This window comes from Anabaena sp. 90, assembly GCF_000312705.1.
Taxonomy (GTDB): domain Bacteria; phylum Cyanobacteriota; class Cyanobacteriia; order Cyanobacteriales; family Nostocaceae; genus Dolichospermum; species Dolichospermum lemmermannii.
In genome coordinates this window covers 4,007,235-4,028,442 of record NC_019427.1, presented here as the reverse complement: position 1 = coordinate 4,028,442, position 21,208 = coordinate 4,007,235, and the positions used below count along the sequence as shown (strand labels likewise).

Below are 21,208 nucleotides of genomic sequence, written 5' to 3'. Positions count from 1 at the left end.
GCTATTACTTAACCAAACCTCAATCCTTATTTATAAATTGGTGATTAATTTACTTTTTCTGAGAATAAATTGCATGATAGTTTCTTGACGAGAAATAATGTCCGCGCGTCCTTCCATACCAGATTTGAGATCACATACATGATTTCCTTTTGCTAAAAATAGATTTTGTGGTTCAATATTTATTTGATAAGTAGCTACCTGGGTTGTGCTAATAATGGAATTATTTTGGGGAATTGCTAGAACATCTGCTCCAATTGTTTTTACAGTTCCCTTGAGAGTTCCATAGTCTGGATAGGGACAAGCTGAAACCTGCATTTGTACTATTTGACCAGGTTTTACTTTGTCAATATCTTTAGCAGAAACTTGAGCTTTAATGATTAAAGGAGCATCCACAGGAGCAATTTGAGCAAGAGCTTCACTGAGTTGGACAACCTGTCCAGGATTGCGAAGTTTGAGCTGCATGAGTGTGCCATTAGCTGGGGAACGAATCACACTTTTATTTAACTCATTGTCTAACTGTTGTAATTCTTGATGAGTGCGAATCTGTTGTTTTTGTAATTCTAACCGTTGCTGAATTAATGTTTCTCGTTCTTTTTTTAAAGCGGCTAAATTGCTTTCACCTCTGGCTTTTTCCTGCCTAATTTTTTCTAAGGCAATTGTCACATTTGCATTACTGGGATTAACGGCAATTTTGGCTTTTTGTAAGTTTATTTGGGCTAATTTAACAGCTTGTTCTTTTTCTTCTTGGAGATTTTTAGTGCTAGATTTAGCTTGTTCCAATTTGGCTTGAGCCGATTTAACAGCTTGTTCTTTTTCTTCAACTAAATTGCGAGATATTGCTCCTGATGTAACTATACTCTGTAAGCGATCGCGCTGTAAAGTAGCCAGTTTTAATGCTGCTTCTGCTTCTTGGACAGTGGCTATTAACACCCTTTCTTTTTGTAATCTTGCTAGTTGCTCATTTGCTAAATTTATCGCTATTTTAGCTTGTGTCATTTCCGCACCAGCTTTAATTTGCTGATCGTTATAGTTGCGCTTAGTTCCAGCCAATTCAGCTTGTACAGCTATAATTGTCCGCTCATTTAAGTTGGTTTGAGAAATTATTTGAGTATTGACCTGATTAATTTGAGCATCAATTTGAATAAGTTGTAATTGACTTTGCTGGATAGTATTTTGCAGTTGTCTTTTTTGAGATTGCAGTTGGGAGTCATCAATATAAGCAATTATTTCTCCCTTATTTACTAGCTGATCTTCTTTAACGACAATTCTTTTCACAGTTCCTGTCATGCCAGATTCAACTAACCGTAATTCTCCCAATGGTCGGATAGTTGCAGGAACTTTAACTGTGATGTTGTAATAGAGGACAGAACTAAGACTCACAGCCACTACAAACATACTAATCATCACCCCCCCACCGATATGAATCCATTTACCGATATGGGGGAGAAACTCATTAGCTTCTAGTATATGCAAATCCTCTGTAGTCGAGTTATTTAAATTATAGGGAGAATTGTTATTTTGACTCTGTAAGGAGTTCACGGGATTACACCTTTGATTAGGACTAAAATAGTCTCACCTAAGATAGAAATTACTACTATCATGCAGCCGAAAAGTAACTATCTTAGGTAATAAATTGACAGCAATAAAAACAATTAAATTTCTCTATTCACATTGTGGAAATTAATTTGATCATCGGTTATAATTTAGTGGAGGGGGTAGAGATGGTTATGCCCTAGTTGTGGGAATTATCTTTCTCAAATCTTCGACGCGGATTAAGCGTGAAGAAAATGGGGGAGAAGAATCAAACTTTCTCAAAGTCCTCACTTACGTTGAGCAAGTTATTCTCATCTCCTCTAACCCCCTTTGTTGTTTAAAAAAGTTGTTGACTAGCAGTGCAGAGCGGCGAAAATAACTAACCATTAAAAATCTTTAAAAAGCTGGTGTAATTTGCTTTTTTGATTTTCAGTTGTTTATTTTCAATTCCACTCTGCGGTACTAGTTGAGTCCTGCTTGGAAGGAAACTTATAGGCTTACTAGCCCATACTTACGCAAGAATCGCTTCGGTTCCAGTTGCGTTTGCAACTGGAGGTAGGGGTAGTGGGGTGGCAATTGCAGGTACAGCACCGCGGCCACCGCCGTCGCCTGGTAATACGGCTGGACCTAAAGCCCCTACACCAGCAGGAAGGTCTGCACCTAAACCTAAGAAATCTTGTCCCGCAGTTAGAATGGTATTAGCCTTACCTGCGGAAGTAGCACTGCTACCTTGAGGACCGGAGACGCTTGTTCCCATTAAGAGCGATCCCTTGTTAGCATAGTTACTAGCAGCTAGTTCAAAGTCAGCCCCACCAGTCACTATTTCTTGTTGTTGATCAGATAAAGCAACAAGCAAATCGGATGCGTTGATTTGATTTAACACAATTATTAGCCTCACTTACGTAATTAGGTGTTCCATCACCTAACAACTCAACTATAAGCATTGTTGCCTAAGAATTCATAAACCTACGGGTAGAAAATAAAGTTTGCAAATTTACCTCTAAAAGTAGAGACAAAATAGTTTTTAATTACTAGAATAGTATTATTAAAAGATTAATCCTAGCTCACATAAAATCTGCACAATGTATATTTGTTGTTTTTACAGAAAACTCTGAATATATGAATTTATTCGGATTTCTACTCAACATAAAATTAAATATCTATGTTTTTAGATATCTCTAATTTCAGAAAAATCATTTTGCTAGATCAGGAATTATTCAGTAATGAGAGAGTAACTGATTTAACAGATAAGCACAGGTAGCACTACCGATAGGAACTGTTAAATTATCTATGCCCAAAAAAGAAAAGGCTTCTAAAATCGTGGCGATTACGGCGACAATTAAGGAAACCATCCAAGTTTGCCAAATATTACCTTGAGTAACCAGTAAAAGAGTTACACAAATAAAATAACTAATTAAAGTCACTGTTAAAGAACCTTCCCAGCTTTTTTGAGAACCAAAAACCACATATTTATGTTTACCAAACCGTTTCCCAATTAAAGCAGCTAATCCATCTCCCCAAGCCATAGTCATAATTCCTAAAACAGCATATTGGGGTTGGTGTAAATACCAAAAAATACCCACTAAAACACCTATACTCACAGCGTAGAAAAATGTTCCCAAACTTTGACGACCGACACTATTAATACCAGGAAGGATAGGGAATTGATAAGATAACAAGGTGATAATACCCGCAAAAATTGCCGCAGTAATTCCCACAAAAGAGGGAATATCTAACCACCAAGCAATTAAAATTACGTTACCTGTGCCAATATGCACGATTTTACGAATGATTTCCGGTTCACTATCAGTAAAACGACTAACTACCCAAGCAATGCAGATAATTAATCCTACCCAAGCCGCAGCGGGGGCAATTTGCAGCGACAATGGGGAAAGGTTTTCTAAGCTGAGGAATGTGTTAAACAATGAGGGAATAGAGGTATTTTTAACTTTAATTCTACTTTATGAGCTTTGGACATGAAAATATTATTGATTTGGCTAATTAAGGGTTATCGCTTCTTTATTTCTCCCCTGTTTCCCCCAACTTGTCGCTTTCAACCTACTTGTTCTCTGTATGCGATTCAAGCTATTGAACAGTTTGGGGTATTTCGCGGTAGCTGGATGGCTATTATGCGGATTTTACGCTGTCATCCTTTTCATCCAGGAGGTTATGATCCTGTTCCAGATCTGAAAGAAAAATCTTGTTGTGAACATGAAGAGTGAACACGGATTTAAGGGATTACTGGATTACACGGATACTTTGTTGAAGATATACAAGTTAAGGAAATGTAGGTTGGGTTGAGCGATAGCGAAACCCAACCCCTCCCCGCAAGCGATGAGGGGGGCTAAGATGTACCTTATATGATTGGAAATCGCTGTAAGTTCTCTGTTCCCTTGTCATAACAATAATTTTTAATGTCTACCTACTTAGTTGTATAATACTTTATAGTCATTTAAAATAACTAAAAAAATGCAGCCTTTTAACAGTACATGGATTGGTATTATACTGGGCTTAATCTTTGTCACGATGCCATCTGTTGCTAAAGCTAATGATCCAGGTCTTTGTTTCATTGTGACATCCTCTGGGAAAAAGATCAGTTTAGGGGAAATGTGCAAAGTCCAACAACCCATAGAAACTGTTTTGCGGATACCAATTAAACGTCGGGCGGCGAAGACTCCGATTATAGATGTTAGATTTAATGGTAATCAGATTTTTGAGATGGTTTTTGATACTGGTGCAAGTGGTATTTTGATCACTCAACAAATGGCAAATGTCCTCAAACTCAAGGCTGGAGAAAAAATCAAAGCTAGTATTGCCGATGGTAGTATAATAGAACTGCAAACGGGGACAATTTCATCAGTAAGTGTTGGTGGTTTGGTTGTGAATAATCCTAAAGTTGCTGTTGCGCCTAAAGCTCAAATTGGTTTACTGGGTCAAGCCTTTTTTGATAAATATGATATCAAGATTTTTGATAAATACATAGAATTGCACCAGCGTTAAAAAAGAGTTAAAAATTAGCAATTAAAATGCGACCTTATTACCAAATCCCCATTATTGAATGTGGTGAACCTTTAGTTAAGATTCCTCTAGAATTGTTTGCGGTGGCATCTCCTCACCCTTATCAAAAGTTAGGTGCTAATTATGGCGGAAATTCACCTTATTACTTGCGTCAAAGTGTTGTTGAAAATTTAATTCAGGCGCAAAATCATTTACAATTACTACATCCCCATTGGTCTATTCAGATATTCGATGCTTATCGGCCTGTGGCTGTCCAGCAATTTATGGTAGATTACAGCTTTGGGGAAGCGTTGCGAGAACGGGGTTTGACAGAAAAGGAATTATCACCCCAGCAACGGGAAGATGTATGGAAGGCGGTTTATGAAATTTGGGCTGTACCCAGTTTAGATATGAACACCCCTCCTCCCCACAGTACGGGGGCTGCGGTGGATATTACTCTAGTCAATGATGTTGGGGCAATTGTGGATATGGGTTCACCCATTGATGAGATGTCCGAGCGATCGCATCCAGAATATTATATTCATAGTCATCAAGGCTATAATGCTAACCGGCAATTATTACGGGATGTAATGTTAAAAGCTGGATTTCAACGCAATCCTAGAGAATGGTGGCATTTTTCTTTTGGTGATCAAATGTGGGCTTGGTTATATAATCAATCTCATCCCGAAACTGTGATGACAGCCCGTTATGGACGATTAAGTTAAATGAATTTATGTTTCGCGCAATCTCTAAGAGAGATCCCGCAGGGTAGGTACAAAGGAGCAAAGACGCAAAGTTTGATATTTTCAACAGGTTGTGTTATAATTATTGGTGATGCTAGTAGTCTGTCAAATTTATTTTGACGAGTTTTTGGTAGTGCGGGTATCTTGCCCGCGTGAGCGAGACGCTCACACTACAGTCCATCATTTTTATCTTGACAAACTACTAGTGAAGTTTTTATTTCACAGTTGATGTTGGAGAGGTGTCCGAGTGGTTGATGGTGACGCACTCGAAATGCGTTTTGGGGAAACTCAACGGGGGTTCGAATCCCCCCCTCTCCGTTGATGCAAATAATGATTATTGCGGTTTTTCTTCCTTTTGCTGCGGACTTTCCGGCACTTGATTTTGGTTTATTTCTACAGTTGGAACTACTACAGCCGAAGAATTTTCTGGTTGAGATTCCTGGGGTGGGGTGACTACGGGATTAGATTCCGGTGCAGTATTTTCTGGAGGTGGAGAAGCTTTCTGGGATTCTTTAGCGTCACGCAGGGTATCCATTAAGGATGGTGAAGAAGTCACAACCGGTGTTGATTTATTAATTGTAGTATTCGGGGTTGGAGTGGGCTGAGAGTTGTTATTCTCAGGGGCTTTTTCTTCATCACTACTATTATTAGTAGGGGTTGGTTCTGGGGAAACAGGAGTATTTTTGCGTTTTCTCCTGACTCTCAGTGGTACAGATTCATTAAAAGAGGAATTTTGAATTTTTTGATTTGGAGATGATGGTGATATTTCCACGACAGGTTTGGGTGGAATAGATTCGGAAGTAGATTGTTTAATAACTGGTTTAGGTGATGATTGTAAATTAGGTTTTGATAATATCCGCGTCATACTAAAACCTGCCGTAGCGGCAATTAAGGCAATACTAATGCTCACAATTCCCTTCGATACACCTGCTTTTTTGCCTGTATTTGCGACTTTTGGTGGTGTAGCAATAGGACGGGGAGTAGCTTTTTTGAGGAAATTTTTGGATTTTAAATCCGATAAATTAATAGTCTGTACTGCTTGAGTCGCTAAAGTTGATGATGTCACATTTAGCCCATTTCCCGGTAGTAGTTGCAGCCATTCTGCTACTGTTGTCGGACGAAACTGAGGTTCTACAGCCATTCCTCGGCTAACTGCTTGATTAACAGCCCCACTCAAATGAGGTTGTAATTCACGGGGAGAGGGCATTTTTTCCCGATCTCGCAGTAATGCAGGTATAGGAACTTGTGCAGTTAACAGTGCATATAAAGTCGCTGCTAAACCATAAACATCTGTAGCTGCTGTTCGTTGTGCTTGGGTTAGATACTGTTCAATGGGTGCATAACCTTCACTGACTAAACCTGTATGTGTCTGTTTTGCTCCGTTATTAAATTCTCTAGCAATGCCAAAATCAATTAGCACTACTTCCTGCGTTCCTTGACGCAAAATAATATTATCTGGTTTAATATCTCGGTGCAATAAACCATTATTATGTACCACCTGCAATGCCGCGCCTATTTGACGGATATAATGAATGGCTGTAGCTTCCGGTAGGGGTATTCCTGGTAAAACAAATGCTGCACATAAGGTGTCTCCGCGAATGTATTCCATCACCATATAAGGTAAACTATCTTCCTCAAAAAAGTCACTTACCCGGACAATATGAGGATGAACACAAGCGGCTAATCTTTTAGCTTCATCTTGAAATTGGCGCTGGAACTTAGGGAAATCGGGATGTTGTCGCAACCTCTCATTGATAGTTTTCATCACCACTTCTTGACCTAAATAGTGGTGCATAGCTTTAAAGGTAACACCAAATCCGCCCCGCCCTATTTCCTGGAGGATGGTATATTTTCCATTCTGCAAAATTGTGCCTGCTAACATAGGGTTTTTCAGTCTTAAATGAGCAGATAATTAACTGGGTTATAGCACTCTTAGGAACGCAAATTTAATAACCTGCAATTCTGATTTGATCGGAAATGGTGCATTAGGCTTTGCTTTAGCGTAGCCATGGTCGCATAGCTTTACACACCCTATCTTTTACACTTTATTTAATCCACACTCCTGACCTATTTTGACACTCTCAGGGAGCCAAGCCACTGAGATTCTACTGACAGAATTAAATTAAGAGTTTAGCTCAATCTAATCTCGCTGCGACCGTCAAACGCCGCCTAAACGCTCAAAACAACTGCCAATCAAGGCGTCGAAATTGCGCTTACTTTTATGGTTTTCAGTGTTTTTAGAATCCATCACTAAGCCAAGACGCGGTACGCTCCACAACCTGCCATTACTCGCTCTTTCAAGTCAATACTGCCGTTAGGACTTAAACCTAACCGTTGTTTCTTATGAGCCGGAATTTCTCCGTACTAGGATGCTTCAACACGTAGATGTTTTTTGTTCTTACTCACAATTTAATTCTAACATACCACAGGGATTAAAATCCCTCGTGCCGTTTCCCTCTCAGGTCTAAAGACGCGCTCGTTTCCCACTTACCGCGAGGTCTTATGACAACGGTTTTTGATTCTGATGAAATATTGTGCGATATGGCGGTATGCACTTGAATAAACTACATCATAGCCCCCTCCTTGCTCTTCGAGGTGGAGGTTGGGAGTGGGGTGATATTTAAAGAGCTTGTTTTGGCGAGAAAAGTTCTCGACTCAACGGTAAAATATCCGGAATTAACTTCCCAAAATCAGAAAAATCTGCCTAACTTTCCCTCTAAAATCAATGCCCTATTACCATCTTCCCTGAGTACCAGTCATAATTTCTGAATATTTCTTTTTTTTAGCTAAAACAGAATCCGATGTTAAATTCATTGATCATGATCAATAAAAATTTATGAACTCTCAACCAGAAGAAGATTTGCAGCGTCGTCTCCAAAATCTAGCAGCAGAAATTAAATCTGCTAGTGTTAATCCTCCGCAACCAGAAGCACAGACACCTCTGACAGGGTTTTCTCAATGGAACTTGTATTTACAAAGATCCAGAAATTGGTTTAATAGTTTATCAACAATTAAAAAGCTGGCAGTCACAGGTATTGTCATGTTGTTAACTGTTTGGATGGTGCAAACAGTATTTGCTCTAGTTGCTTCTGTTATGAGTCTAGCGATGTTGGCAGTGTTAGTGTATCTTGGATACAAATTTTTTATTGCTAATAGAAAGGCAAAATAAGCAATAGCCTATTTTAATCATGCCAATAGTGGCGTAAAAAAAATCACAGGTAATTATTCAATGGCTAATCCAATGATCGGCAAAAGTAGTAGTCAGTCTAGCCGCTCCAAAGAACCGAAAAAAGCTAAAATTACACCATTATCAACCAGGCGTTTTGTGGCTTGGACGGTGGAAATCACCCTCTTTATTGTCAGTGGTTTAGTTCCTTATGCTTTGGGCGTGTATGTAAATTCTCGGAGTGAGATCCAGCGAGTTCCTCTTAACCCTGTTCTCGTAGTCACAGAAAAAGCGATCGCTAGACCCCTCGCATTACCTGTCAGTTACGGTATTCGCAACGTCGCTTGGCCGACTAATATCTTATGGACATTAGCCCTATTATTACCCACCAGCTTCGGTGCTTGGCAATTATATTTATTAGCTAAAACTGGCAGCACCATTCCCAAACGGTGGTTTAGAGTGCGAGTAGTAAACGAAGCCGGAACAGCCCCAGGCTTAGGTGCAATCATAGTTAGAGAAGGATTAGGGCGTTGGACAGTACCAGTTTCTGCCGCTTATCTACTCTGGCGTTACAGCTTTATTTTCCCCAACTTAGCTCTGTTTACATCTTTAACGATGTTAATGATCCTAGCAGAGTCTAAGGGCTGGCCTGTCCAAAAGCATCGCCGCTCTTTCCATGATCAAATAGCAGGAACATACACAATAGATGCAACCAGCACGGTTAGTCATCCTGGGGAGCAGTCAACAATAAACGAAGCTGATGTAGATAGTGCTGCAACTCAAAAATCTAGTTCCACTCCAGTCCCCAAAAATAATTCTTATCTCAGTCTGTTTTTGGTAGGGCTGACTAGTATGATTGCTGTACTATCAACTTTAGTCGGTACACAAATCTATATCCAAACCCAAGAAAGCCAACGGAGAAGCGAACAAACTAATAGTCAAAAGTTTATCGAACTCATCAAAGCACTAAATCCCAGCAGCGGTGTTACTAATGAAGATCGACAAAGAGCAGTGTTAGCCTTGGGGACTATAGATGATAAACAATCCATCAAATTATTAATTGACTTATTAGTCAAGGAAACAGACCCCAAAACCCTGGATACTATTCAACAAGCTTTAACTAATACTGGTTTTAAAGCTATCCCGGAATTAAACCGGATGAATCAGTTTCTCGTGGAAGAACTAGCATCTATGGGTAAAAGTCCTAATTCGGACATTAGACAAAACCAGTTAATTCTGACTCAGCAGGTAATTAATAAAATTCTGGCTGTCTATAGTGGCAAAATTAACAATATTGACTTGAGTAAAGCTGAATTAGGTTCTCAAGCATCTGGGGGAAAGTCCTTATTTAACCTGGTATTAAACAACATTGATTTATCAGGAATTGTCTTGAAATCGGCAAATCTTAACCAAGCTAATTTCCAAGGTAGCCGTTTTCGCAGCGTCGGTGAAGATGGACGTTGGGATACTTACGATGATGTGATTGCAGATTTAAACAACGTCCAGTTAAAGGCAGCTAATTTAAGTAATACTAACTTGAGCCGTGTTTCCATGAGTCGGAGTGATTTAAGTCGGGCTAATCTCAACAAAGCCAACTTATCCTACACCCGCTTATTTGCTGCTAATCTCAGTAGTACCCAGTTAGTAGGTACAGATTTACGAAATGCGATTTTAGAAAATGCCAGCTTGATAAATGCAGATTTAAGCAATGCTAATTTAACAGAAGCAAATTTATATGCTGCTCGTTTAGTGCGTGTTTCTGCTATTGGGACACAATTAGCTTATGCAAATTTAACCAAAACTGATTGGCAAGGTGCAGATTTATCTGAAGCCTATTTAGATTATGCTAATCTCAGCGATGCTAACTTAACTGCTACTCGGCTGACTGGTGTTAGTTTGCGTTCCGCTAACTTAGAAAACGCCAATTTGCAAAATGCTGATTTAAGTCGGGCTGATTTACGAAAAGCAAATGTGGACGGAGCAAATTTTCAAGGTACAATCCTCTTTGTCGGTAAACAAAATCCCGCAGATCAGTTTGTGGAAACACCTGATATTGGCTCTCAAAATGCCTCAATCAAAGGAGTAGATTTTACTAAAGCTAAAAATTTAGATCCTCAACAATTGGCATTTATTTGTACTCAAGGTGGACTACATTCTCGTTGTCCATAATGGCATGAGGGGATGAGGCGCAACCCAACAAATGCGTTGGGTTTCATGCTTCAACCCAACCTACGAATCAAGGCTTTTTTCAATTTAGCGAAGGTATTGCTAAGTTATATTAAATACAGATTGTGTCAGGAGTAGGGTAATGAAGCATTTTCAGTGTTGGCTTGGGGTAATGGGAATGGGAACCGTTTTGAGTTTAGCTGTAAACTCTCAACCAGTACAAGCTCAGGTAGCTTATGGTAGCTATGTTGGTATTGGTCCAACTGTGGGATTGACAGATGGTACGCAATTGGGTGGAGTCCTGGCTTTTCGTTACAAGTTACTAGAAACACCCATTTCTTTCCGCGCTCAAACGTTAATTGGTAAAGACACAGCCATAGTCCCGACTGTTTCCTATGACCTCCCTCTCAACTGGCAAACTGATGTTTATTTAGGTGCTGGTTTAGTCTTAACTAGTGGTGATACAGCTTCTCCTGTAGGTAATAAAATTAGCTTTGCTTTGCAACCAGGCATTGATTATGTTATTCCTAATAGTAATACTGTGATTTTTGGTAATGCTATTATTGCTTTTGATGCCTACCGGAATACTGGTGGTACAGCTTTATCTTTACAAGGTGGAGTTGGGTTAAGGTTTTAATTCGTCATTTGTCATTGGTAAGAATTTTTTAATTTTTGAGTTCTTGAAAAGATGGTGCTGAACCGAGATGAACCGAGAAAAATTAGAGTTTTACTTAACAGATATAGAAACTCCTGTAGGTAAGGTAATTAGTGTAACTATTGCTTTATTGGTTTTAGTATCTTCGGGAATTTTTGTCGCGGAAACCTATGATCTCTCTCAAGAAGCTCGCTGGCAGTTAAGAGGATTAGATGATTGCATATTAATGATTTTTGCTGGGGAATATTTACTCCGCTTATGGAGTACAAAAAATAGAATTAAATATATTCTGAGTTTTTATGCAATTATTGATTTAATCTCAATTTTGCCATCTTTTATCGGATTGGTAGATATTAGTTTTATTCGGTTATTCCGCTGGGTGAGAATTCTCCGTTTACTGAGATTTATTGATAAAAAATTTTTATTTGGTAGTATTAGTAATGAAGATAGTGTAATTTTTGCCAGAATATTATTTACTTTATTTGCTATAGTTTTTATTTTTTCTGGCTTCATTTATCAAGTTGAACATCCAGTTAATCCTCAGAATTTTGATACTTTTTTAGATGCCTTTTATTTCTCTGTTGTCACAATGACAACGGTGGGATTTGGTGATGTGATTCCCATTTCTGAATTAGGTCGGTTACTAACAGTATTGATGATTTTAACAGGAGTGGCTCTGATTCCGTGGCAAATTGGCGACTTAATTAGACGATTGGTAAAAACTGCAAATCAGGTGGAAACTGTTTGTCAAGGGTGCGGTTTAGCGTTTCATGATACAGATGCTAGATTTTGTAAAAGGTGTGGTAAACAATTGATAATTGATCCTTAAATAGGTGCTAGAGAATAGGGAATAGAAAGTATTCTTTTTAAAAGATGGGTAGCCCAAAAAAAACAGTGTCATTATTTCCATCTCATGTTTTTAAACATGAGTTTTTTCTGTTCCCTCTGAAAGTTGAAATTTAACAGCAGGAGTCAGGAGTTAGGTCAATTTTCTCCAGTAGGAGATTCAAAATTCACATCTTCATAGACATCTTCTATCGGACAGTGAAAATCTACACTTGCTAAATGCACATTTTCCCCTTGTCCATAACTGTAAAATCCCCACTGTCCCTCGGAATTACGCCGGAAAATTTCGACATTTACCCGCGTTTGACTTATCAACACATATTCCTGAAGTGATTCTAAATTTCGATAGTCAGCAAATTTATCACCTCTATCAAAGGCTTCTGTTGTGGGAGATAAAACTTCGATAATTAAACAGGGATAACGCAAAAAGTTATTAAAGGCTTTATCTTTTTGGTCGCAACTGACTATGACATCAGGATAGTAATAGGTATTAATTGATTCAATATGTGCCTTGGTATCGGCAATGTAAGCTTGACAGCCACGGCCACGCAGATGATTTCTCAGCAGAGAAGCAATATTGAGTGTAATAATGACATGAGTATTACTAGCCCCTGCCATTGCGTACACTTCTCCGTCTCTGTATTCATGCTTAATAGGGCTGGTTTCTTCCCCTTGGAGATATTCGACGGGGGAAAGATAGTTATAGCTGGGAGTTGCAATCATAGATATCAATTGGGTGGTAATTTGGGGTGTGCTTCCGAGTATTTACTGACTGTAGCAGAAACTTCTGGGTTATAAAGTCGCAGATAATTCCAATAATTACCAAAAACTTGCCGAACATAATTTTTAGTTTCATCAAAAGGAATTCCTTCCACAAACTCATCTGGATCTTGTTTAGGGATGGTTTGCAACCATTTGGCAACGTTACCAGGTCCGGCATTATAACTAGCGATCGCTAACATGGAATTATTGCCGTACTGTTGATGGGTATAATCTAAATACCAAGTCCCCAACATAATGTTATCGCTGGGATTTTCTAGATTGATTTTTTTAAAATCTAAACCGATTTGTGGGGCTATCCATGCCCCTGTACTGGGCATAATTTGCATTAAACCAGTTGCACCAACGGGGGATTTAACTTTCGCCTGAAAGCGAGATTCTTGCCGCATTAAAGCCGTAACTAACAGGGGATTAAGTTGCCGGGAAGTAGACCATTTTTCAATTTCTTTAAAATAAGGAAAGGGATAACGGGCTTGCCAATAAATAGCTTGTTGACTTAAAGCTGCATATTCGGCTTTTTCAGCGGGTGTTTCTCGGTCTTCTAATTTAGCAATTTTGTCAATACCAATGAGATATTCACCTTTAGTTAATTTCATCAACCCTTCGGTAAATTGTTCCGCGACGCTAGGCTGATTTTTATTTTTAAATTCTGTTTCCCATTGCAACCAGGCATCACGATCTTGCCCCAGCAAATACAATTCATGAAAAGTCTCAGAACCCGCTGGTGGAACAGGACGTTGCGGGGGGATAATTGCCGGATTCATCACGCGCAGATTGTTAAAATCTCCCACATTTAAACCCAAAATACTCGCAGAACGCCAGGCATAATAAGAGTAAGGAAATTCACTAATTACAGACTTATAAGCAGTAATAGCTTCCTGTTGCTTGCCTAGTGTCGTTGCCCATTTACCTACCCAAAATCCGGCTCTAGGGGCTAAAATACTAGTTTTGTTATTAATAGTAATTGGTTGCGCCCATTGCCACGCACCTAGATAGTCGTTGTTTTTAGCTTTAGTTTGGGCAATTTTCCAGCGAAATTCAGCGGCTTCATCACTGCTACTATATTTACCTAGTAATAATTTCCATGTTGTGTTAGCTGATTGATTATCTTTGAGACTATCCAGCAAAGTCCCTTTTTTAATTAATGCTTGAGGTGCTTGGTCAGGAAATTGACTAATTACTTGGTCGAGATAGGTAATAGAGTCTTTACCCTTAGCTATGTCGGACAATCTTAATAGGGCTATAGCTGTTTCTTTGGCTGTGGGAAACTTTTGTAGTAGTTGTTTATAAACTGCAATGGCTTGATCTTGTTCTTTATTTAATTGTAATCCTCTGGCGATGCGGTAGAGGTTGGTAGCGGTTTTTGGTGCTTGAATATAAGCATTTTTAGCTTTGGTAAATTCATTGTTATCCCAATAGACTGAACCAATCAGTTCCCAATCTGCGGGTTTGAGTTGTGGCTGTTTTATTAACTGATTTAATACACCCACAATTCCTGGTTCGTCAGCGGCGTATTTAGCTAAGATTAATTGTAACTTAGGCTGATTAGGATTATCTTTTAAGCGTTTGCGGATAATTTCCCAAGTGAGGGGATGGGAGGGAAATTGAGCGATCGCTTGATCAGACAATTTTGGTTGAGCGATCGCATATATAGCTTTAACTGCGGCTGCTTCTTTACCATATTCCTTTAACACCCTGCGGCGCAAATCGGAAGCTTGCTTATCTTCGCCCAAAATATCATGAGCCTGGGCTTGTTTAAGTAAAATATAAGGTGCTAATACAGGATAATCTTTTTCCAGTCCTGTCAATAAACTCAGGGCTTTTTTCCCTTGAGAAGTTTCTACGTAATCACAAGAGAGCAAATAACGGGCGCGTTCTCGATCTGGGGAACTACCTGTTTGAGCAATTTCCGTGAGTTTTGTTAATCTTTCTGGTACAGATTGAGACAATAGAGAAAATACAACTGACTTAACTTTGGTAGCCTCAGATAGTTTTTCCGGCTTACCCTGACTCAAGTTCAACCATTGACTCACGGTTTTGCCAACTTGGGGGGCTGACACCATTGCCCCGGCTAAAAAGGCACATAGTCCAGCGCCCGCAAGTAGATAAATTTGTGTTTTCTGTAGTTTTTTGAACATTGATACTCACTGATTGCCTAGTGTCTCACGGGGAAAGTTGGCGATTAATCTTCTGGCAACTTTATCATTAGGGTAACATCCCTGACCAATTTTTACGGCTATGATGCAGGACTTTCCGCCTATTTGGATAAATATAATCTCTCTTCGAGTTTGTGGCAATGGGTCGAAATGGCAAGCAGTTATTATGGCGTTAATATTTTATGTACACTACTATTGGTCAATTATCTGATTCCACTTGTTTAATTACCTCTAAAGGTAACTCTAATACCTCTGCAATTTGCTCATCATTTAAGCCAAAATACCGTAATTTATCAATTTTTTCTATCTGAGTTTTATTCTGATCTTTTTGCTTTAGTTTAGAATTACCAGCATGACTTTTATCTGGTTTAGTTTTAGGTTGTTTAGAACTAATATTTACACAGCCATTTACAAATAAATTATTACTATTATCACCCAAAGAAATATTCACATTTCCCTGTCGTTCTAGAACTGATTTAAGATTACTTTTATCAACTGGTTCATCAAAAATATCAGATAACATTTTTAAAAGTTCGTAACCTACATCCTTTGCATGACCCGCGCTACAGCCACAATTTTCGGCAATATCAGCATACTTTTGATACTTTAGTGTTCCCTCAATAACTCCACGTTGCAAGTCATTGAGACGTTTGCCTGTATTGAGATAGACAGCCTCATCCACAAGTTGTAGTAGTTCGTGAACCTGCATAGTTAAAAATGTAACGCGACACAAGTAATGATAGCAGACTTTATCCGTATATTTCAGACTTTTTCCGTCTGTTTGTAATTTTTTTTTGCAATCCGCTTTTTTCCGCTTTTCAGGTTTAGGTAAGTGGTGTAGCTTCGTTAGAGATAATACAAGTCTTCGGAAATAAACCAAGGAGTAAAGTTATGAGCGGATGGGAATTAGTTGGTAATGGACTAGAGGCAAAAGTGACGAATAAAGGTAAGGTTATGATTCGAGATGCTGGCAAATACCCTGCAAATGATGATTATCCTCACTTTATGGGCAGTTTTGACAGTAGTGGAAATGTTGTTAGCTTTCACTCTTCGGATTCACGTCATGGCAGTCGCTTTGGTGAAAATGAAATTGTTGCTGTTGCCCTAAGTTATCTCAGAGGAAAAGGAATGCTGTAAATAGCTAGTAATTGTGGCGTGGGTTATGCCGCAATTACAGCATAAACAGAGTTTAGAAGTAAAAACGGTGAAATTGACTTAGAGCAACAAAAATGAAAATCTCTAAAATTATAGTATTTGTAAATGTCTTGGCAATTAATTCCGTTTTATTTCCGATGACAGCACAAGCAGAGACTATTGATGGTGCTACTGTTCTCGGTGGCGTTGATATTGATAAATACTGCCAAGATAGGTTTGGTCCTGGATCAGAATCAGCAAGGGCTGAAGAAACAGCCTGGGGATGGCGCTGCCGTATAAGAGAAGATTTGGTAACTATCTCAATGGATAATGTTTGCCGATTTCAATACAACCAGGGTGCTAAGTCACACACCAAAAACGAGCGTGATCCTTTTTCTTGGGTGTGTCTTCAAAAATAATTTCGGTTAGGCGATAGCCTTGTAGGGTGTGTTATCAATAGCATAAGGCACCTTTTTTGTACTTACTGGTGCATTACCGAACCACAACTCACCCCAGATGACATTTTTTTAAATTAAGCTAGTTATAGAATAAATTAGTACAATTCTAAACAATCCAGATTGGGATTATCAAGCAATTTTTGAATTGCTTCCACCCCAGAACGCAGTAGAGATTCAACTACTTGTGTTGGTGCATTTCCACAGCGTAACCATATAACTTTAGGTGGAGAACCATACAAACGGCTTCTCTCTGCAAAATCTACATCTTGAGTAACTATACAAAAATCATTTATCTTAGCAAATTCCCAAATTTCAGTATCAGTTTTTTCTGCTAAATCATGAAGCTGAACATGACTAGAATCAGAAAAAATATCTGCTAATCGAGTTATTAATTTACGACTCAAATTTTGGTAAAAAAGCAATTTCAAGCAGCACCTACCGTAGCAACTAAACGATGTTCACGGTCAGCAGCAAATTCTAGACAAGCTCTAATATCGTCTTCTGTTAATTCGGGAAAATCCTCTAATATCTCTGCATAAGACATACCAGATGCTAACCAACCTAAAACATCATAAACTGTGATTCTCATCCGGCGAATACAAGGTTTCCCACCCCGCTTATCTGGCTCAATGGTAATAATATCTTGATAGCTCATATTATTTAATCTCTCTAACTTTATAGTATTTTAACATCTTTTGCTTTAGAGGATGTTTGAAAAGTGGTATTCCGTAATTTTCATCACATTGCTACCCCCCTTTCCCCTATGCTTTGGGGGGAAACAATAAAAATCCAGTTCCCTCCCCTTTACAAGGGGAGGGTTAGGGTGGGGTAAAAAATATTTGATACATCAACCATAACTTTTCAAACACCCTCTTAGGTTTAAGTCTATAAATTTAAATTCTGCATTAAATACTATACAGAGTTTTGGTGCTAAAAATCACAATTTAAACAAAAGTTAATAATCAATCCTTTCACCCCTCAATCACTCGCACATAAATAGCCCGTGCTATTTCCCGATCTATAGTCATAGATAAACCACCAGATTTAATTACAAAAGTCGGAAATTGCTGTTCTACAGTAATGGTATTCCCTGTTTTAATTCCCATTAATATCAGCTTTTTCCTAATTATCTCATCTTGACTTTGACAAATAGTAACTATCCCACAATCGCCTGCTTTCATCAATTCTAAAGAACAGCCCATAATAGTAAAAGGGGTAAACATTGGATTATAAAAATAAACGGTGAAAATTGAAATGATGAAAGATGATAAACATCCTCCATCATTGTTGAAAATGAAAGGGTTTAGCATTGCTAAACCCCTACAGATATTGTATTAAGCAAGATAAGGTTCTTGGTGAGTTTTGATTGTAGAGTTAGAACGAGGATAGGTAACACATAATAGAGCGAATCCTTTACCAATTTGCTCATCATCTAGGAAGGATTGATCGTCTTGATTGATTTCACCTTCAACAACCTTACCTACACAGCTAGAACAAGCACCGGAGTGACAGGAGAAAGGTAATTCAATCCCAGCTTCGTCTGCTGCATCTAGAATTGTGGTGTCTTCGTCACATTCAATTGTGGTGTCGAAGTCTTCTTTTTTGCTGATCAATCTTACTTGGTAGGTCGCCATTTTTTAATTCTCCTCAAACGTGAATGAAGTGAGTTTTTGAGTTAGTTAAGTTTCCCCGGCTGAGTTCAAAATTCAAAATGAAAGGCTTATTTTTTGAACTTTGAACTATTGGCCGCAAGGTACACCAGTGGGAGTACCATCATCTGTTTTAAAAGACTTGCCACAACCGCAGGTATCAGTTGCATTGGGATTGGAAAACTTGAAACCGCTGTCCATTACTCCCTCAACAAAATCAACTACCACACCTGCTAATAACGGCGCACTTTTAGCATCAACGTAAATCAACACATTTCCTTGTTGAGATACGACATCATCAGGTTGGGGCTTACTGGTAATTTCGATGCCATACTCGTAGCCGCTGCAACCACCATCTTTAACCGAGATGCGGACACCCTTTTTAGCGTCTTCGGTTGCAGAACCTTTTAAAAATGCCCGCAGACGAAATTCAGCCTTTTCTGTTAAAGTAACAGTCATTTTGTTTCCTATTCTGTAGCGAATATTCTGATTTGGAATGTGGATTTGAAAAAAGAGGTACTTTATACCGTTGCAGTTTGAGATTGGGAATATCTCCAAGGGGCTGTATTACCGCAAACTGGACAATTGCGATCGCGGTGAGAACGACGTTTAGCAAATTCCATTCTGTTCAAATCAATGGTCAGTAATTCTGATAACAGCGGTTGACTAAAACCAGTAATCAGCTTTACCGCTTCCAAAGCCGTCAAACAGGCCAAGGTCCCAGAAACAGCCCCCAGCACAGAAAAACCGCGTCGGTCCCAATCCGGCTTTTCTGGAAACAGACAAGATAAACAAGGGGTGACACCGGGAATAATCGTGGTCAGGTAAGCCTCCATACCGTCCATGGCCGCCTCTACCATGGGTTTGCGCCAGCGGACACAGGCTTCATTTAACAAATTGCGTTCAGTGAAATTATGAGCGCAATCCAAAGCCATATCAGCCGACTGTACTAACCCATCCACATTTTCTGCGGTAATGTAATCGTGAACTACATCCACTTGAACATCAGGATTGATGGCTTTGAGGGTTTCTTGGGCTTTAAATACTCTGGGTTTACCCACCCAGTCATCAGTCATCAAAACCTGACGATTCATATCATCCAGCCGCAAATCACCACCTCGGACTAGGATCAGCCGCCCAACGCCTGCTACTGTTAAGTAAAGCGCCGCCGTACCACCTAATCCACCCACACCTGACACTAAAACAGTCGCTGATTTTAGGCGCTTTTGAGCTAATTCGCCAAAATTAGGAAGCATCATTTGGCGACTATAGCGTTCTAATTCGGTAGGCGTTAGGTTGATCACTTTTTAACTCCTAATCTGAGGTGATTTCTGTCAGGGTGACAACATTTTTTCGCTTATCATTAAACACCTTGAACAGCTTTTGTTCATGGGGTGTAGATTCTATAAACACCTGATAAGCTTGTTGCAAGGCTGTGCAATATTTCTCTAATCTTTCTTCGTCACTTATCTGAGGATAAGTATCATCAATTTGACTCATGAACTGAGAAAACTTTTTCAAAATATGTAAACGATTAACATTTACAAATTTTTGGTCGTAGGGCAGATTAAAGAAGATGAAAAATTCTTCTGCATCTACTAACTTCTTGAATTCATCAATATTGGTACTCATTTAGAATTCTCCATTTTTTTGAGTTGTTGCTTGAGTCCATCTAACTGACAGTAGATTTCGTAAGTTTCCGCAGCAACATCCATTAGTTTGTGGTAGTCTGTGGGCAAACCTTCCGCTAAATCATGCAGATCCATTTTCATTTGACCTGCTTTGCTATTTAGCTTTTTAATTTTGGTCGTGATTTCTTCTATGGTCATATTTAATTATCTGGATAAACGAACCACAGAGGCACAGAGGACACAGAGGGAATAAATAGAGGGAATTTTTGCTTTGGCTTTGAGAGTCTCTAATTAAAGATTTCCAACTTCGGGAAAACGCTTGGCTAAATCAATGCCTTTCTCAACAAACTTTGCGCCTTCTTCGTCCAATTTCTCGAAGGAATCAAAACCAAAACGATGGGCATCACGTAAGGTTTTTACAGTTAATAATAAGCGTCCAGAAAATATTAAAGCCCAGCCAAAACCCTCATGTCCTAATTCCACAACCACATTAGAAAGGAGTCCGGTTTCCTTTTCAATACTGGATGCTATAGCCCGAAAAAAGGCATTGATGCGAGAAATAGTGGCGGGATCAATTTCACCTTCTACGGAAATTTCCCGTTTCTTTTGTTTAGTAACAATATAGGGTTTGAGGATTAATTCATCAGTCCAACTCCGGTAAAAACCATAACTATCTTGCGCCCGGATTTGTTGAACTAATGATTTATGGAAAGGAGTTAAAACCCCCTCTGAATTGTTACCAGTTCCATTTAGATTATTTGTACTCATAATGTTGCTTCGTTCTCAAGTTCTTCAGCAAAACTAAGTTTTTTCTGTCCTAAAGCTTTCCGTAACCAAGGTGGAGGATTACCCTTGAGAGTTTTGACTAATTTGTTGAGAATATCTTCAATTTTTTCCTCTTCAGATTTAGCCTTAACTGGGGTTACACTCTTCTTAATTAAACGAGCGGCTGCACTACCACCAATAGCGACAACATAAACAATTGTGCAATCATTCAGTGCTTGTAGTTTGGGGGTAATTTTATCTTCATTACCATCTTCTTTGAGATCACCTTCAAATTTGAGGGTTTCTATGAATTCATATCCGTTGTCGGAAATTTCATAAACATCAATTTCTTTAGCCCAACCAAAGTGAGCATTAACATGAATTCGGTCAGTTGTCGTAAAAGCAATTTTCACTTTCATTTGTCCTTTGTTGGTTGTCAGTTGTCAGTTGTTGGTGGTCGGTTGTCATACTAATTATTCTGAATTAAGATGAACGAACCACAGAGGCACAGAGGACACAGAGATAGAAA

General features: G+C 38.9%; 26 protein-coding genes and 1 tRNA gene. 10 read left to right on the top strand and 17 right to left on the bottom strand.

The features are described from left to right. Window positions 1-30 precede the first annotated feature (30 nt). The 3 genes from ANA_RS17550 to ANA_RS17540 all read right to left on the bottom strand — a co-directional run bounded on the left by ANA_RS17550 (window position 31) and on the right by ANA_RS17540 (window position 3,458). Window positions 31-1,539 carry an HlyD family efflux transporter periplasmic adaptor subunit gene (locus tag ANA_RS17550; protein ID WP_015081356.1) on the bottom strand — a complete coding sequence of 503 codons (1,509 nt, stop codon included), beginning with the start codon at window positions 1,537-1,539 and terminating at the stop codon, window positions 31-33. A 505-nt stretch (window positions 1,540-2,044) separates the two neighbouring features. Further along, complete coding sequence (locus ANA_RS17545) at window positions 2,045-2,416, bottom strand: CTB family bacteriocin (RefSeq protein ID WP_015081355.1); 372 nt, start codon at window positions 2,414-2,416, stop codon at window positions 2,045-2,047. 334 nt (window positions 2,417-2,750) lie between these two features. Beyond that, entirely contained in the window at window positions 2,751-3,458 is a 708-nt protein-coding gene (locus tag ANA_RS17540; protein ID WP_015081354.1) for a diacylglycerol/polyprenol kinase family protein, read from the bottom strand. 51 nt (window positions 3,459-3,509) lie between these two features. On the opposite strand from ANA_RS17540, the gene yidD reads away from it, so the two are divergent. The 4 genes from yidD (at window position 3,510) to ANA_RS17520 (ending at window position 5,591) form a co-directional block, all read left to right on the top strand. Then, entirely contained in the window at window positions 3,510-3,755 is a 246-nt protein-coding gene (yidD, locus tag ANA_RS17535; protein WP_015081353.1) for a membrane protein insertion efficiency factor YidD, read from the top strand. A gap of 247 nt (window positions 3,756-4,002) precedes the next feature. Continuing rightward, window positions 4,003-4,533, top strand: coding sequence for a retropepsin-like aspartic protease family protein (locus tag ANA_RS17530; protein WP_015081352.1), 531 nt, complete (start codon window positions 4,003-4,005; stop codon window positions 4,531-4,533). Window positions 4,534-4,559: 26 nt separating this feature from the next. Continuing rightward, complete coding sequence (locus ANA_RS17525; RefSeq protein ID WP_015081351.1) at window positions 4,560-5,255, top strand: M15 family metallopeptidase; 696 nt, start codon at window positions 4,560-4,562, stop codon at window positions 5,253-5,255. 251 nt (window positions 5,256-5,506) lie between these two features. Continuing rightward, window positions 5,507-5,591, top strand: a tRNA-Ser gene (locus ANA_RS17520). Window positions 5,592-5,607: 16 nt separating this feature from the next. Here the strand turns inward: ANA_RS17520 and ANA_RS17515 are convergent. Then, on the bottom strand, window positions 5,608-7,155 hold the full coding sequence (locus ANA_RS17515) for a protein kinase domain-containing protein (RefSeq protein WP_015081350.1): 1,548 nt from the start codon (window positions 7,153-7,155) through the stop codon (window positions 5,608-5,610). Between the two features lie 954 nt (window positions 7,156-8,109). On the opposite strand from ANA_RS17515, the gene ANA_RS17510 reads away from it, so the two are divergent. The 4 genes from ANA_RS17510 to ANA_RS17495 all read left to right on the top strand — a co-directional run bounded on the left by ANA_RS17510 (window position 8,110) and on the right by ANA_RS17495 (window position 12,089). Continuing rightward, window positions 8,110-8,442, top strand: a complete 333-nt coding sequence (locus ANA_RS17510; RefSeq protein WP_015081348.1) for a hypothetical protein — start codon at window positions 8,110-8,112, stop codon at window positions 8,440-8,442. A 60-nt stretch (window positions 8,443-8,502) separates the two neighbouring features. Continuing rightward, the gene (locus ANA_RS17505; RefSeq protein WP_015081347.1) at window positions 8,503-10,608 is read left to right on the top strand and encodes a pentapeptide repeat-containing protein; all 2,106 of its coding nucleotides are present in this window, start codon (window positions 8,503-8,505) and stop codon (window positions 10,606-10,608) included. A gap of 139 nt (window positions 10,609-10,747) precedes the next feature. Next, entirely contained in the window at window positions 10,748-11,242 is a 495-nt protein-coding gene (locus ANA_RS17500; protein ID WP_015081346.1) for a hypothetical protein, read from the top strand. Between the two features lie 67 nt (window positions 11,243-11,309). Then, a complete protein-coding gene (locus ANA_RS17495; RefSeq protein ID WP_015081345.1) occupies window positions 11,310-12,089 on the top strand; it encodes an ion transporter in 780 nt (259 codons plus the stop codon). A 155-nt stretch (window positions 12,090-12,244) separates the two neighbouring features. On the opposite strand, the gene ANA_RS17490 is transcribed toward ANA_RS17495, so the two are convergent. The 3 genes from ANA_RS17490 to ANA_RS17480 all read right to left on the bottom strand — a co-directional run bounded on the left by ANA_RS17490 (window position 12,245) and on the right by ANA_RS17480 (window position 15,751). Continuing rightward, window positions 12,245-12,829 carry a Uma2 family endonuclease gene (locus ANA_RS17490; protein ID WP_015081344.1) on the bottom strand — a complete coding sequence of 195 codons (585 nt, stop codon included), beginning with the start codon at window positions 12,827-12,829 and terminating at the stop codon, window positions 12,245-12,247. Between the two features lie 5 nt (window positions 12,830-12,834). Next, the gene (locus tag ANA_RS17485; RefSeq protein WP_015081343.1) at window positions 12,835-15,024 is read right to left on the bottom strand and encodes a lytic transglycosylase domain-containing protein; all 2,190 of its coding nucleotides are present in this window, start codon (window positions 15,022-15,024) and stop codon (window positions 12,835-12,837) included. Between the two features lie 217 nt (window positions 15,025-15,241). Then, window positions 15,242-15,751 carry a hypothetical protein gene (locus tag ANA_RS17480; protein ID WP_015081342.1) on the bottom strand — a complete coding sequence of 170 codons (510 nt, stop codon included), beginning with the start codon at window positions 15,749-15,751 and terminating at the stop codon, window positions 15,242-15,244. Window positions 15,752-15,933: 182 nt separating this feature from the next. Between ANA_RS17480 and ANA_RS17475 the strand changes: the two genes are divergently transcribed. Then, a complete protein-coding gene (locus ANA_RS17475) occupies window positions 15,934-16,179 on the top strand; it encodes a hypothetical protein (protein WP_015081341.1) in 246 nt (81 codons plus the stop codon). A 92-nt stretch (window positions 16,180-16,271) separates the two neighbouring features. Continuing rightward, window positions 16,272-16,595 (top strand): hypothetical protein, encoded by a 324-nt coding sequence (locus ANA_RS17470; RefSeq protein WP_015081340.1) that lies wholly within the window; start codon window positions 16,272-16,274, stop codon window positions 16,593-16,595. A 134-nt stretch (window positions 16,596-16,729) separates the two neighbouring features. Here ANA_RS17470 and ANA_RS17465 read toward each other — a convergent pair whose 3' ends face one another. The 10 genes from ANA_RS17465 to nifX all read right to left on the bottom strand — a co-directional run bounded on the left by ANA_RS17465 (window position 16,730) and on the right by nifX (window position 21,098). Next, a complete protein-coding gene (locus ANA_RS17465; RefSeq protein WP_256380187.1) occupies window positions 16,730-17,056 on the bottom strand; it encodes a DUF5615 family PIN-like protein in 327 nt (108 codons plus the stop codon). A 2-nt stretch (window positions 17,057-17,058) separates the two neighbouring features. Continuing rightward, window positions 17,059-17,289 carry a DUF433 domain-containing protein gene (locus tag ANA_RS17460; protein ID WP_015081338.1) on the bottom strand — a complete coding sequence of 77 codons (231 nt, stop codon included), beginning with the start codon at window positions 17,287-17,289 and terminating at the stop codon, window positions 17,059-17,061. Between the two features lie 316 nt (window positions 17,290-17,605). Continuing rightward, on the bottom strand, window positions 17,606-17,944 hold the full coding sequence (locus ANA_RS17455; protein ID WP_015081337.1) for a ferrous iron transport protein A: 339 nt from the start codon (window positions 17,942-17,944) through the stop codon (window positions 17,606-17,608). A gap of 24 nt (window positions 17,945-17,968) precedes the next feature. Then, on the bottom strand, window positions 17,969-18,268 hold the full coding sequence (locus ANA_RS17450) for a 2Fe-2S iron-sulfur cluster-binding protein (protein ID WP_015081336.1): 300 nt from the start codon (window positions 18,266-18,268) through the stop codon (window positions 17,969-17,971). A 105-nt stretch (window positions 18,269-18,373) separates the two neighbouring features. After that, window positions 18,374-18,742: a HesB/IscA family protein gene (locus ANA_RS17445; protein ID WP_015081335.1), complete on the bottom strand. Its 369-nt coding sequence runs from the start codon at window positions 18,740-18,742 to the stop codon at window positions 18,374-18,376. Window positions 18,743-18,804: 62 nt separating this feature from the next. Beyond that, the gene (locus tag ANA_RS17440; protein ID WP_015081334.1) at window positions 18,805-19,587 is read right to left on the bottom strand and encodes a HesA/MoeB/ThiF family protein; all 783 of its coding nucleotides are present in this window, start codon (window positions 19,585-19,587) and stop codon (window positions 18,805-18,807) included. Between the two features lie 10 nt (window positions 19,588-19,597). Beyond that, window positions 19,598-19,915, bottom strand: coding sequence for a nitrogenase-stabilizing/protective protein NifW (gene nifW, locus ANA_RS17435; RefSeq protein WP_015081333.1), 318 nt, complete (start codon window positions 19,913-19,915; stop codon window positions 19,598-19,600). Then, entirely contained in the window at window positions 19,912-20,112 is a 201-nt protein-coding gene (locus ANA_RS17430; RefSeq protein WP_015081332.1) for a CCE_0567 family metalloprotein, read from the bottom strand. Before ANA_RS17430 ends, nifW begins: the two co-directional genes overlap by 4 nt. 93 nt (window positions 20,113-20,205) lie before the next feature. Continuing rightward, entirely contained in the window at window positions 20,206-20,682 is a 477-nt protein-coding gene (locus ANA_RS17425; protein ID WP_015081331.1) for a NifX-associated nitrogen fixation protein, read from the bottom strand. Next, window positions 20,679-21,098, bottom strand: coding sequence for a nitrogen fixation protein NifX (nifX, locus tag ANA_RS17420; RefSeq protein ID WP_015081330.1), 420 nt, complete (start codon window positions 21,096-21,098; stop codon window positions 20,679-20,681). Before nifX ends, ANA_RS17425 begins: the two co-directional genes overlap by 4 nt. Window positions 21,099-21,208: the final 110 nt, after the last annotated feature.

Coding starts and splice junctions, on each gene's coding strand:
- ANA_RS17485 (WP_015081343.1), bottom strand. CDS start 15,024: ATGTTCAAAAAACTACAGAAAACACAAATTTATCTACTTGCGGGCGCT.
- nifX (WP_015081330.1), bottom strand. CDS start 21,098: ATGAAAGTGAAAATTGCTTTTACGACAACTGACCGAATTCATGTTAAT.
- ANA_RS17470 (WP_015081340.1), top strand. CDS start 16,272: ATGAAAATCTCTAAAATTATAGTATTTGTAAATGTCTTGGCAATTAAT.
- ANA_RS17495 (WP_015081345.1), top strand. CDS start 11,310: ATGAACCGAGAAAAATTAGAGTTTTACTTAACAGATATAGAAACTCCT.
- ANA_RS17425 (WP_015081331.1), bottom strand. CDS start 20,682: ATGAGTACAAATAATCTAAATGGAACTGGTAACAATTCAGAGGGGGTT.
- ANA_RS17450 (WP_015081336.1), bottom strand. CDS start 18,268: ATGGCGACCTACCAAGTAAGATTGATCAGCAAAAAAGAAGACTTCGAC.
- ANA_RS17460 (WP_015081338.1), bottom strand. CDS start 17,289: ATGAGCTATCAAGATATTATTACCATTGAGCCAGATAAGCGGGGTGGG.
- ANA_RS17505 (WP_015081347.1), top strand. CDS start 8,503: ATGGCTAATCCAATGATCGGCAAAAGTAGTAGTCAGTCTAGCCGCTCC.
- nifW (WP_015081333.1), bottom strand. CDS start 19,915: ATGAGTACCAATATTGATGAATTCAAGAAGTTAGTAGATGCAGAAGAA.
- ANA_RS17430 (WP_015081332.1), bottom strand. CDS start 20,112: ATGACCATAGAAGAAATCACGACCAAAATTAAAAAGCTAAATAGCAAA.
- yidD (WP_015081353.1), top strand. CDS start 3,510: ATGAAAATATTATTGATTTGGCTAATTAAGGGTTATCGCTTCTTTATT.
- ANA_RS17500 (WP_015081346.1), top strand. CDS start 10,748: ATGAAGCATTTTCAGTGTTGGCTTGGGGTAATGGGAATGGGAACCGTT.
- ANA_RS17525 (WP_015081351.1), top strand. CDS start 4,560: ATGCGACCTTATTACCAAATCCCCATTATTGAATGTGGTGAACCTTTA.
- ANA_RS17530 (WP_015081352.1), top strand. CDS start 4,003: ATGCAGCCTTTTAACAGTACATGGATTGGTATTATACTGGGCTTAATC.
- ANA_RS17475 (WP_015081341.1), top strand. CDS start 15,934: ATGAGCGGATGGGAATTAGTTGGTAATGGACTAGAGGCAAAAGTGACG.
- ANA_RS17510 (WP_015081348.1), top strand. CDS start 8,110: ATGAACTCTCAACCAGAAGAAGATTTGCAGCGTCGTCTCCAAAATCTA.
- ANA_RS17480 (WP_015081342.1), bottom strand. CDS start 15,751: ATGCAGGTTCACGAACTACTACAACTTGTGGATGAGGCTGTCTATCTC.
- ANA_RS17445 (WP_015081335.1), bottom strand. CDS start 18,742: ATGACTGTTACTTTAACAGAAAAGGCTGAATTTCGTCTGCGGGCATTT.
- ANA_RS17490 (WP_015081344.1), bottom strand. CDS start 12,829: ATGATTGCAACTCCCAGCTATAACTATCTTTCCCCCGTCGAATATCTC.
- ANA_RS17455 (WP_015081337.1), bottom strand. CDS start 17,944: ATGCTAAACCCTTTCATTTTCAACAATGATGGAGGATGTTTATCATCT.
- ANA_RS17515 (WP_015081350.1), bottom strand. CDS start 7,155: ATGTTAGCAGGCACAATTTTGCAGAATGGAAAATATACCATCCTCCAG.